The following is an 11,367-nucleotide window of genomic DNA, read 5'->3' on the forward strand; positions in this document are numbered from 1 at the left end:
CCGCCGGTCCTGAACCAGCGTAGCCAGTTGCTCAAGGGCGGTATCCAGATCAACGGCGTCATCCATTCCCTGGCACAGAAACTCGATGATCGCCTCAATGCGCGAGATTGCGTAATCGATCTTGCCGTTGCTCCCTTCGACATAGGCCCCGATATTGATCAGATCCTCGGCCTCTTTGTAAGTTGCCATGATCTCCCGTACCCGACCGTTGAGCTGCATATGCTCGGGGCTGACGATGTCGCGCATGACCCGGCTGGTTGAGCGAAGGATGTCGATAGCGGGAAAATGGTTGCGCGCGGCCAGATCGCGGGAGAGAACTATGTGACCGTCGAGAATCGAGCGAACCGCATCAGCTATCGGCTCGCTCATGTCGTCCACTTCGACCAGCACCGTGTACAGACCGGTGATACTCCCTTTGCCCTTGAAGCTACCGGCGCGCTCCAGCAACTTCGGCAGGGTCGCAAAGACCGAGGGGGTATAGCCTTTGGTGGTCGGCGGTTCGCCGATCGCCAGACCGACCTCGCGCATCGCCATGGCGAAACGGGTCACCGAATCCATCAGCAACAGGACTTTTTTTCCCTGGGCACAGAAGTATTCGGCGATGGTCGTGGCGACGAAGGCACCGCGCATCCGTAAAAGCGGTGAAACATCGGAGGTCGCCGTAACGACGACCGAGCGGGCCAGTCCTTCCGGGCCAAGGTCGCGTTCGATAAACTCGCGCACTTCACGCCCCCGCTCACCGATCAGGGCAATGACATTGACGTCGGCTCGGGTATGTTTGGCCATCATGCCGAGCAGCACGCTCTTGCCAACCCCGGAACCGGCCATGATACCCATTCGCTGGCCGCTGCCGCAAGATAACAGACCATTGATCGCCCGCACCCCTAGGTCGAGGGGCTTGACAATTTGGTTCCGGGTCATCGGGCTGGCCGGAAGAGCGTAGAGGGGATATTCTATTTCGCAGGGCGCCAGCGGCTGCTCATCAAGCGGCTGGCCAAGAGCATCGATCACCCGGCCGAGCAGGTGATCGCCTACCGGTAAGGTAGCGATGTCACGATCAACCTGAATCAGGCTGCCGGGGCCGAGGCCACGTAGCTCTCCGAGCGGCATCAGCAACGCCCGGGATTCCTTGAAGCCGACCACTTCGGCCAGCACCGGCTCACCACCACCGAGGGGAATCAGCTGACAAAGGGTCCCGACGGTTGCCGATGGGCAGTAGCCTTCGACCACCAGACCGACAATCTGGGTCACTTTTCCGCGGACCTTGAGCGGATTGACCGCCTTGATGCGCGCAACCAGATCCTGCATCAGCCTTCCGCTATCGCTTCACACAGAGCGGCACGAATATTCTCAAGTTGGGTTTCGATAGTGGCATCGACATCCCCCAATTCCGAATCGACCCGGCACCCGCCCTTGGCAATACTCGGATCAGCGTCAAAACTGAGGTTTTTCAAACCACTGATGCTGGCCAAGAACAACGGCTTTTGCCTGGTGACGCTTTCCAAATCGGTCGGATTGATCGAAATCCGGTAACTGTCGGCACGCACAGAAGCCTGCAAAGCGTTTTCGATGATCGCCAGCACCACTGCCGGGTCAGCCTCGATGCTGCACCGGATGACCTGTTCGGCAATCGCCATCACCAGGCGCAGCATGTCCCGGCTGCCGGTCTGGGCCAACGATTCGCGCAACCTGCTGACATCCTCCAGCGCCTGAGTCAGTGTCTGGCTGGCAGAATCGAAACGCTGCTCGGCCATTGCCAGACCTTCCTGACGTCCACGCGCGTAAGCCTCCTCCACTTGCCTGGCGATCGATAGATCGGTCTGCTGCTCGACCAGCGCGGCCGGCTTTGAAGCAGCGGAATCGATTAGGCCAGACACGCTAAAACTGTCACCGTCAGCACGGCGGGCCGGTTCGGTATCGCCGAAGGAGCAAAACCGAAATTCTTTGAGGTCTCCAGCTTCTTCGCCACGATACACTTTAGACAAGTTCATCACCACCTCCGCCACGGCCAGGAATAACCACACTGCCTTCTTCTTCCAGCCGCAGCGCGACTTTAACAACCTCCATCTGCATCGCTTCGACCTCGGACAGCTTGCGCGGTCCAATCGCCTCCAGATCCTCAGCGATCATGTCGGCCGCACGTTGGGAAATATTGGCAAAAATCTTGTTCTTAATCGCATCTGAGGCGGTCTTTAACGCCACAGTCAGCATATCGGTACTGACCTCGCGCAAGATCGCCTGCATGCCACGGTTATCGAGGGTTGAAAGATCATCGAAAGTGAACATCATCTTGCGGATCTCTTCCACCATATCGGGATCGACCGCTTCAATGCTGGTCAGGATAACCTGCTCACTCCCCTTGTCCATCTTGCTTAGGATATCAACCACTTTCTCGACACCGCCGACCTGCTTGTGGTCGCTGCAGACCGTGACACCGATCTCCCGCTGCAAGGCATCTTCGATTTGGTTGATTACGTCGGGCGAAACATGGTCGATCTTGGCGATGCGGTACATTACCTCGCCGCGGATATCGTCCGACAGCTCGGTGAGGATCCGACTGGTATGATCTTCCATCTGGGTGGAAAGAATCAGCGCCATGGTCTGCGGATGCTCTTTTTCCAGCAGGGCTGCGACCATCCGCGGGTGCATTTTGGAGATGGTCTCCAGCGGCCGTCCTTCGGTCCCGGCCAGCAGCTGATCCATCAAGTATCTGGAACGGGTTTCGTTCTCACCGCTCATAATCGCGTTTTTGGCGAAATCGGAGCCTTTGACATAAATCCCAATATTCTCGTTTTTGATCTGTTCCTTGTACTCCTCCAGAACATCCTTTGCCTGGCCCTGATCGATCCGATCGATATCCATCATGCGACGGCTGATCTCGCGAACCTCCTTGTCATCCAGTTCGTTGAAGACCTTGGCGGTCACTTCCTCGCCAAGGCAGAACAGCAGCAACGCCACCTTGTCAATTCCAAATAATTTTTTACTCTTGCCACGCATTCGGATCCGCTCTCTCGACGTTATTCAGGATTCGGTTCTTCGTTCAGCCAGTTTTTGATCACCTGCACTAGCAACCTGTCGCCACCCAGGACTTCCTGCCGGATGGGTGCCAGAGGATCGTTCGGACCACCCAGCATCAAGGCTCCGCTCTGCTTGCTCAGTTCAGCCTCAAGCTCCTCGACCGTCTTCATCGGGGTCGTTTCCTCCCGTGCACCGCGCATTGTATTCAGCATCGGCCGCAGGAGCAGCAGGTAGGCCATCAAGGATGCGAGCCCCAGCAAGCCATATTTGATGAACGGCAAGAAGAGATAAACCTTGTCGATCACCGACGGCGGCGGCACCGACTCCGTCTCAAAACCCGACTCAAACGGCATCGAAACCACCGAGATCAGATCGCCTCGGGTGTCGTTGAGGCCGAGAGCGGTACGCACCATCTGCTCGATCTCTCTCATCTCTTCGTCGGTCCGTGGCGTCGGTTTCGGTTCGGTGCCCTCCGCCCCTGGAGTCAACTTATCGGCAACCAAGACGGAAACCGACAGATTCTTGATGTTACCGACCGACTGGACGGTCTTGCTGACGACCTTAGTGGTTTCGTAGTTGACCACTTCTTCGGTTCGGCTGGAGGGGGTCGTTGTTCTAGTCGCTACAGCAGTGCCATCCGATTGCAAATTGGAAACCACCCCCGGCACCCCGCCGGCAACCTCGGAACTGCCCCGCTCGTTGCTGGTATGTTCGCTGACCACCACGGCACCTTTGGGGTCGACCGCTTCCTCAACCCGCTCGCGCTGATCGAAATCGACCTCCGCATTGACCCGCACCAGCGAGTTACCAGCCCCGAGGGCAAGGTCGAGCATCGACTGGGCACGTGTTTCTAGGCGCCGTTCCATGGTCAGTCGGTATTCAAGCATGCCGGGTGTTATCGGTCCGGTAATGTCATCGGCACGGCTTTTTGACAGCACCTTGCCGCTCGAGTCGACAACGGTGACATTCTCTGCGTCCAATCCCTCGACACTTCCGGCGACCAGATGAACGATCCCCTGCAACTGGGGCTCTTTCAGCGTGCTTCCGGAAGCGAGTTTGACGATGACCGAAGCGGTTGCCGGTTGCTGTTCTTCACGGAACAGGCGCTTTTCGGGTAGCGCCAAGTGAATGCGCGCGCCTTCGACCGGACCGAGGGAGGTGATGGTGCGCGTCAATTCGCCCTGCAGAGAGCGACGATAGTTTACTTTCTGGGCAAAATCGGTCATCCCGAAACTTTGCTTGTCGAAAATCTCGAAGCCGACCCCCCCTTCAGACAAACCGGAACCGGCCAGTTCGATCCGCGCTTCATAAACCCGGTTCGCCGGAATTAGAATATCCTTGCCACCATCTTCCAGCCTGTAGGGGATTTTGCGCTCCTTCAGCCATTCGATGATCGAAGAGGCATCACGACCCGGAAGGTTGGCGAATAGCAAGCTGTAGTCGGCCACCTTTGACTGCATGATGATCGCTGCGAACAGGGCGATGCTGACCAGGGTTACCCCGATCAGGCTCAACTTGCGTGCCAGCGACCATTCCCTTACCGCGTCAAGAACGGATTTTTTTTTCGGCGGTTCTGATTTGACTTTTTCCAAAGATTCTTCAGCCATCGACATCCTCCTCCGGAATCGATTGCGGTTATTTCAACTATTAAAACTTAAATTCCTACACCTGCATCCGCATGACTTCCTGATAGGCCTCGACCGCTTTATTCCGGATCTGCACCATCAGCCGCAGGGAGATATCCGCTTCTTCAAGCTTAATTACCGCTTCATGTAGATTCTTAGTCTCACCGGCGGCAATCTGCTGAGCTGCATGGTCAGCATAAATCTGCTTCTGGTTAACCTCAGAGATGGATGTTTTCAGCGTCTCGGCGAATTGGGCGCCAATGTTCTGGATCGGCGTTGTTTTTGGATCGGCGAGTCTCTGCAGGTGGGCTTTTAAAGTAATATCAGCTACTGAATTCATGATTCACCTCTATTGACCGATCGATAGAGCTTTCAGGGCCATCCGCTTGGCCTCCTTGATCACTGTCGCGTTCGCTTCGTATGCCCGACTGGCCGACATCATGTCAGCGGTTTCTTCCACCAGATTTACATTCGGCATCGCCACCATCCCCTGCTCGTCAGCTTCGGGGTGACCCGGTTCGTAGACCATTTTCGGCGGTTCGTTGCTGGCCTGGATGCGGGTCACCTGAACACCTTGAGTGGCATCGCGCAGGCGGGACTCAAGGGTGTCGGCAAACCCTTGACGGGAGCTCTGAAAGACCACTTCCCGCTTGCGGTAAGGGCCACCGTCCCGAGTACGGGTGGTTTCGATATTGGCAAGGTTAGAACTGATCGTATTCAGCCGTACCCGCTGAGCCTTAAGCGCCGAAACACTGATTTCCATGCTGGTAAAAATATCCATAAGATCTGCTACTTACCGTCATTGGCGACATATTTGAGCAGACTCAGTTTCTTTTTCAGCCTCTGGCTGCCAGCCTCGAACAGCAACTGGTTTTCCGCCAGATCGAGCATTTCGTCATCGAGTGAAACCGAGTTCCCATCACCAAAGGGATTGCAATCGCGCTGCGTGATGATCCTCCCTTGCCCCCCCTCGATCCCACCAGTACCGATCGGGAAATGTTTGGGACTTGTGGTGCGGATCTCCGTTTTCGGGCTGTTGATGGCGTTACGCAAATCCACCTCGAATTCCAGCTTGCGTGCGGAATAACCGGGAGTTTCTGCATTCGCGATATTGCTCGCAGTCACCTGCTGATTCTGGGGGCGCAGATCAAGGCTTTTTTTCAACACCGTCATGGTGCTATCAATAAATTTGAAATCCGCCATACGTGAACTCCTTCCCGTTTCCTGACACCATTCTTAATGTTCTCTTATCTTTGTTGTTGAAAAAGCAAATCCTGGGCCAACTTCCCCCAAGAGGTGCCTCCATCTTCATCGACCAGACGCGCCAGAAGGTTAAGAGCGCGTTCCGGTTGCTGCTGTCGCAACAGCACCTGCGCCAGACGATAGTGGGCTTGAGAGCCGTACTGCGAATCGTCGACGAGCTGACGATAAATTTTTTCTGCAGCGCTATTCTTGTTCAGTCGATAGTAGCTTTCCGCCAGCAGTGCCATTTCTTTGACTGCCAGTTCCGTCCCGGAACGCTGTACCTCTTCCAAACAGTTCACAATTTCCTGCGGCCGATTCAAATTCCAGTAGATCCAAGCGGCCCGAATTCCCAGCTTAGGACTGCTGGGACGATCTTTCCGCCCCAGCCATGCGAGGAGTTCTTCGTTGCGCCCCTGCTTTGCAAACGCATCGAGCAACACCCCGAACAAGGCACCTCGATCCTCTCCAGCGGGATATTCTTTCAGATAACGGCTGGCATAGTCGCTAGCGTGGCCAAACTCATCACGCTTGAGGTACGACTGCGCCAGCGGCAGGTAAAGCGGTTCGCGCTGGCGATCGCTTTTGGCCTTGTCGAACATGTAAAGCAAAACCCGAGCAGCACGGTCATAAAGGCCGAGGTTGTCGAATGCATTGGCCAGATTGCGGAGAAACGTCCGGTCCAGATCACCACTTAGCAGCAGTTTCCGGTTTTTCTCCACCAACACCACTGCTTCTAGGTAATTATGCTGCTGCAACAGAACATCGATCACAATCGGCAACTGTTTCAAAAGCAGAAAATCTGCCTCGCGGCGCAAAGGTGAACTGGAAAACTCACGTCGGAAGCGCATCAGTTCAGCAATACTTTCTTGGCAGTCTTTTAGGAGAAAAAGTGTCAGGGCGCGCTTGAATGACGCTTCTTCGCGTACTAACCGAGTGCTCGCCTGACGGCCAAGCTGGCCGTATGAAGTTGCGGCCTTGGACAGTTCAAACTCGCTTCCGCTGAGCAGCGAATGGTCGATCAAGCGCAACTCCGCTCTCTCCCCCCCTTCGAGTCCCGGCCAATCGAGACTAGCTTTTTGCAGACCGATGAGTCCCAAGTCGATATCGTCGTCTGCATAGGCTGATGCCCCGGCAGCGAACTGAACCAGATCGGCCCCCGACTGCTGCTTCATCAATTCACTCAGGCGCAGATATGACCGATAGGCGAAGCCGAAATTCTCCAGCTGATATGCGGTAAAGGCTGCACGGTTTAAAGAGAATAGACAATGTTCGAACAGGCCGGGTTCTTCTTGCAGGGTACGGTATTTCCCGAGCGCCTTTTCCTTTTGCCCCAAACCGGCCAGCGCATCGGCAGTGCGCAGATCGACCACCGGCAACAACACCGGTGGCCAGTTCAGCTGTTTATTCTGCAGAAATTCAAGCGCTGCTTCAGGCTGGTTTGAGTCGATGGCTGTTTCGGCCGCTAGAAGGTAGCAGATAGGGGTCAACGGCTCTCCCTTCCGCAGGTGCTGCAAAAGTTCCTGGATTGTCAATTGCGCGACAAACGGCTGGCCGCTGGCCGCCTGCGCATACGCTGTCAAATATTCGACACGAACCTGCTCAGGCCCCTGCTGATCTCGCAACGTGTCAAGCCGACTCAAACCGGTCTCAATCGCCCCACTACGGATCTGCGCTTCGGTAACCAGCAGGTTTTTCAAATAGGTGTTCTCTTCATCGAGGTTGCCTATTTTCCCCGCCCGACGGATCAGACTCAACCATTTCCCTTCGGTCGCGAACTGCTGCAACGGCCAGAGCGGGCTGGCCTGATCCAGCACCAGCAGTGGCAGCGGCAAGAGAGTGTAGGACAGCGTTAGCTTAAGCTTCCAGTCGTTGCGATAATCCCGGAAGAACTCCCGCCAATGACCGTCCCAAGGCGTTTGCTGCTGAAATTCCTTGGCCTTCTTGCTCGCTTTACGCACCGGCATGTCAGCCATCCGGAAGGCCACGCCGGGGCGCGCCCCTTGCTCGCTTTTCCAGTAGAGGTCGATAACAATTCGTGGCGGATTCTGTTTCGATTCGGCCACCATCTGTTGCGGTACCCGGCGCAACAGGATCGAAGTCAACAGATCCCTATGTTTCTGCGCCAGTAGGATTTTGACTACCGTCTCATCTTCGGGCAAATGAAGCAGGTCTTTTGAAACCCAGACATCCTTCAGCAGCAAATCAACCCGTTGGCCGTTGTGCTCTACCTCAAACTCCGGCGAGCTAGCAAAATAAAAGGTGAGCCGGGTCGTATCGATTTTTTCCTGCTTCTGGATATTGATCATCGTTCCTTCGGCATTAGCTTGCGGCGTTAACAAACAACTGAGAAAGAACAACAGCAAAAACAGGAAAATACCGATTTTTTTTCCGAGTTCGGTTGGATAATTCATCCAGGCCTCCGAAAGTTGATATAGGTAACCAAAAGAGCCTTTTAGGCCAGAACTGTGCCAACACCTTGCGCTCAGTGGGTAACAACCTGTAATTTATGGATTTATTTTCTGGGAAATTGCAGATTTATCGAGAATTTGTTGACCACTTCGGTCCGCAGGCTGGAAGCTGCGTCGTCATTTTGACAAGCGGATCGGGACCGAATTCAAAGCGAGCTGGACTTTTCCAACAACTGTTCGGACTCTTTTGCAGAAAGTGGCCTGCTGAAGTAGAACCCCTGGTGCCCATAGCAATAGAGTTGCTGTAAAAATCTCAGTTGTTCCTCTGATTCAACCCCGTTAGCGAACACTTTCAGGTCAAGATTGTTCGCCATGGTGATAATTGCCCGGGTAATAGAAGCGTCATTCGCGTAGCTGATAATGTCACAGATAAAGGTGCGGTCGATTTTCAAGATATCGATCGGAAAGCTTTTCAGATCCGCCAAGGAAGAATAGCCGGTGCCGAAGTCATCGATAGCAATGGTCAACCCTTGTATTTTTAGCTATTCACTTTCTGAGTAATGGATATAAAAGCAGGTGAAGAGTAAACCGACACCTTGAAAAAAGTGTCATAACATTTGCCAGGAACAAAGGACCAAACGAAGGTCTATATACTGCTGCAATAAAGGGAGCGTCAATTTCTTACATCTAGATACATTTCTCAATTACGGCATTCAGCCCCAGTTGCTGCAACTTTGCAGCAACTACCAAGGCCGCGTCACGATTCATGAATCTCCCGACAGTAACCAAGGAAGTCGGCAGCTGTACGTTGACCTCTTGTAAACTCACAGAAATTCCCAAAGTAGCCAATCGTTGCTGTTCTTTTAACGCACCTCCACGGCTGAAAAAAGATCCTGCGTACAACCGGTAGCCTTTTTCCCCCAAGTTCAGCAGAAAGCCTCCAGCGCCAGTCTTGCGCAGCTTAGACAACTGTTTTTTGGCAAGCTGCAGTTCTGAAAAATCACCGTAGGTCAAACGCGTAACCAGTCGCTGCTGTTTTGCCCCGGTCGCAATCTGTGGGTTCAAGCCGGCACTTTTGATCTTTTGTTCGGTTTTCGCCAATTCAGAAGAGGCGTACTCACCGATCTTCAACGTATAGATTGCATTGTCTGTTTCGGGCAGGTTCGATTTTGTCGCGGTTGGTGCTACTGGGTCGTCTTTTGACGCCACCGGCAGCGGCTTTTGTGGCGTTGAATTTTCAATGCTCTTTTTCTTTGCGAGAAAATCTACCGGGCTGCTGAGTGGATAGTCAAGGTGCTCGGTACCCGCTGTCACCTTTTCTGGTTGGCCGGTATCGATGTTGATATTCAGCCGCTCAAGCAGAACACCGGCATCTTTCCAGAGTCGCGCAACCGCATTGGCAAAAACCTCCAGTGCTTCAGTCTGATTATTGCCGGCGTTGATCAAGTCTCGCTCCGCATCGAGCAGGTCCTTGACCTTCGAAGTTTTTTCGGCGACCCCCAGACGATATTTCTCAAACTGCTTTTGGGCTGCATTAAAAGCTTTATCGGCGACCTGCATTTGCACGCGGGCGGAGACCAAGGAGCGCATATCCATTTCGATTTTATCCCGCAGTTGCCATTCGAGGGCGGTGATCCGGCTTTTTATCTGTTTGGCTCTCAGTTTCTTGCGCTGGTACTCACTTTTCGCCATATTATTACCGAGCGGCACACTTAGCTGCAGGCCGGCTGACCACCAACGTCCTCTGCCTTCGCCAATCTGCTCCAAGCTGTCACTAAACTGATCCTCGATCCCCCGGAAACCGATGCCGCCGGTTACGGCCAAGTTGGGCAGCAGGCGCCTTTTAGCCACCCGTTCCTGCAGCTGACCTGATTCCAGGCTAATTTGCAGCTGCTTCAGGTCCGAGCGATTTTCCAACGCCAGTTGGATTGCCTGTTCCGTGGTTTCCTCCGGCTCGACCCGCGACGGGGGGTCGACGGGAACCAGCGTCAGTTTCTGCTGCTCGCCGAGCAGATAACGCAGCTCTGCTTCCTGGTCCTTGATCTGTTTTTCCGCCGCCACCAGATCACGCAACCGTTGGCTGATAACGTATTCGGTATTCGCCAGTGCCACTTCCTGTTGCCTGCCAGAACCGATCTGCCGCTGAATCTGCTCCAACAGTCGCTGGGCCGAGCTCAACCCGCTCTTTTTCGATTCCAAAACCTGCCGCAAGGTATAAAGCCGGTTATAGGCTTTGATCACTTGGTAGACGGTCTCGGTCACCGATTCCCGAAACTCCTCCAGAGATTCCTTATGGGAATTCTCCGCCAGGGTTATATTGAGTTCCATATTTTCCCGGCCGAAATTCTTCAACAACGGTTGCGACAGGGTGATACCAACAGAGGTGTACCAGTCGGTCCAGTTGACGCTCGGATCATCAGAAACAGGTTTGGAATAGCCGGTATAACTTGATGCGGTCAGGCTACCGCCGCTCGGCAGATACTGGGTTAAACCGATTGAGGTCGTCGTGTCCTTTACCCCATAGGTTTCGCCGGTATAAAAGGTCTGCCCGTAATTCGCGGAGGCACTTAGATAGGGGTCGTAAATACTCTGGCTCTGCTGAATTTCGGTTTTTGCCAACGAAGAATCTAGCGCATAGACGTGCAAATCGAGGTTGTTGCTGAGCGCCATCGTCAGCGCCTTTTTTAGCGACAGGTCGATCGCAGCATCAGAACCGACCGCGTTAGTACAGGAAATTAACAGGAAAAAACAGCCGCACAGGAAAAGACAGGAGCTAGAAAAAAGTCTGGTCATCATCTCAGCCATGAAAAAGCTGCCCTCCCCGAAGGGAGGGCAGTAACCCATTAAAGGGCGTTGATCGCGTCAATCTCTGCCTGGGTTGCATTGACGCGGCCACCGATATGGCTGGACGGAACGTTCGCACCATAATTGGCCTGGCCGTGACAACCGGAGCAGTACTGGTTGTACAGAGCTGCGCCGTCGAGGACCGGTGTTGGATCAGGGGTCACGATCGGATCAGGGGTCACGATCGGATCAGGGGTCACGATCGGATCAGGGGTCACGATCGGATC

Annotated in this window: 10 protein-coding genes and 1 pseudogene; 1 reads left to right on the forward strand and 10 read right to left on the reverse strand. The window is 54.2% G+C overall.

The window, feature by feature from the left end:
- The 10 genes from Q7J88_RS11135 to Q7J88_RS11180 all read right to left on the reverse strand — a co-directional run.
- On the reverse strand, positions 1-1,308 hold a 1,308-nt coding region (locus tag Q7J88_RS11135; protein WP_303722298.1), incomplete at its 3' end, for a FliI/YscN family ATPase.
- On the reverse strand, positions 1,308-1,991 hold the full coding sequence (locus Q7J88_RS11140) for a FliH/SctL family protein (RefSeq protein ID WP_303722300.1): 684 nt from the start codon (positions 1,989-1,991) through the stop codon (positions 1,308-1,310). The genes Q7J88_RS11135 and Q7J88_RS11140, both read right to left, overlap by 1 nt.
- Positions 1,978-2,997: a flagellar motor switch protein FliG gene (gene fliG / locus Q7J88_RS11145; RefSeq protein ID WP_303722301.1), complete on the reverse strand. Its 1,020-nt coding sequence runs from the start codon at positions 2,995-2,997 to the stop codon at positions 1,978-1,980. Before fliG ends, Q7J88_RS11140 begins: the two co-directional genes overlap by 14 nt.
- A 20-nt stretch (positions 2,998-3,017) precedes the next feature.
- Entirely contained in the window at positions 3,018-4,625 is a 1,608-nt protein-coding gene (fliF, locus tag Q7J88_RS11150) for a flagellar basal-body MS-ring/collar protein FliF (protein ID WP_303722302.1), read from the reverse strand.
- 55 nt (positions 4,626-4,680) lie between these two features.
- Positions 4,681-4,983: a flagellar hook-basal body complex protein FliE gene (fliE, locus tag Q7J88_RS11155; protein WP_303722303.1), complete on the reverse strand. Its 303-nt coding sequence runs from the start codon at positions 4,981-4,983 to the stop codon at positions 4,681-4,683.
- A 9-nt stretch (positions 4,984-4,992) separates the two neighbouring features.
- Positions 4,993-5,424: a flagellar basal body rod protein FlgC gene (gene flgC, locus Q7J88_RS11160; protein ID WP_303722304.1), complete on the reverse strand. Its 432-nt coding sequence runs from the start codon at positions 5,422-5,424 to the stop codon at positions 4,993-4,995.
- An 8-nt stretch (positions 5,425-5,432) separates the two neighbouring features.
- A complete protein-coding gene (gene flgB / locus Q7J88_RS11165) occupies positions 5,433-5,846 on the reverse strand; it encodes a flagellar basal body rod protein FlgB (protein ID WP_303722305.1) in 414 nt (137 codons plus the stop codon).
- Between the two features lie 44 nt (positions 5,847-5,890).
- On the reverse strand, positions 5,891-8,299 hold the full coding sequence (locus Q7J88_RS11170; protein WP_303722306.1) for a lipopolysaccharide assembly protein LapB: 2,409 nt from the start codon (positions 8,297-8,299) through the stop codon (positions 5,891-5,893).
- Between the two features lie 203 nt (positions 8,300-8,502).
- Positions 8,503-8,832 carry an EAL domain-containing protein gene (locus Q7J88_RS11175; RefSeq protein WP_303722309.1) on the reverse strand — a complete coding sequence of 110 codons (330 nt, stop codon included), beginning with the start codon at positions 8,830-8,832 and terminating at the stop codon, positions 8,503-8,505.
- A gap of 151 nt (positions 8,833-8,983) precedes the next feature.
- Positions 8,984-11,101 (reverse strand): TolC family protein, encoded by a 2,118-nt coding sequence (locus Q7J88_RS11180; RefSeq protein WP_303722307.1) that lies wholly within the window; start codon positions 11,099-11,101, stop codon positions 8,984-8,986.
- A 156-nt stretch (positions 11,102-11,257) separates the two neighbouring features.
- On the opposite strand from Q7J88_RS11180, the pseudogene Q7J88_RS15435 reads away from it, so the two are divergent.
- Positions 11,258-11,329: pseudogene (locus tag Q7J88_RS15435) on the forward strand (hypothetical protein); the annotation flags it as partial.
- Positions 11,330-11,367: the final 38 nt, after the last annotated feature.

Origin of the sequence: Malonomonas rubra, assembly GCF_003247215.1 — a bacterium.
GTDB classification, from domain to species: domain Bacteria; phylum Desulfobacterota; class Desulfuromonadia; order Desulfuromonadales; family Geopsychrobacteraceae; genus Malonomonas; species Malonomonas rubra_A.

Coding starts and splice junctions, on each gene's coding strand:
- flgB (WP_303722305.1), bottom strand. CDS start 5,846: ATGGCGGATTTCAAATTTATTGATAGCACCATGACGGTGTTGAAAAAA.
- Q7J88_RS11140 (WP_303722300.1), bottom strand. CDS start 1,991: ATGAACTTGTCTAAAGTGTATCGTGGCGAAGAAGCTGGAGACCTCAAA.
- fliE (WP_303722303.1), bottom strand. CDS start 4,983: ATGAATTCAGTAGCTGATATTACTTTAAAAGCCCACCTGCAGAGACTC.
- fliF (WP_303722302.1), bottom strand. CDS start 4,625: ATGGCTGAAGAATCTTTGGAAAAAGTCAAATCAGAACCGCCGAAAAAA.
- flgC (WP_303722304.1), bottom strand. CDS start 5,424: ATGGATATTTTTACCAGCATGGAAATCAGTGTTTCGGCGCTTAAGGCT.
- Q7J88_RS11170 (WP_303722306.1), bottom strand. CDS start 8,299: ATGAATTATCCAACCGAACTCGGAAAAAAAATCGGTATTTTCCTGTTT.
- fliG (WP_303722301.1), bottom strand. CDS start 2,997: ATGCGTGGCAAGAGTAAAAAATTATTTGGAATTGACAAGGTGGCGTTG.
- Q7J88_RS11180 (WP_303722307.1), bottom strand. CDS start 11,101: ATGGCTGAGATGATGACCAGACTTTTTTCTAGCTCCTGTCTTTTCCTG.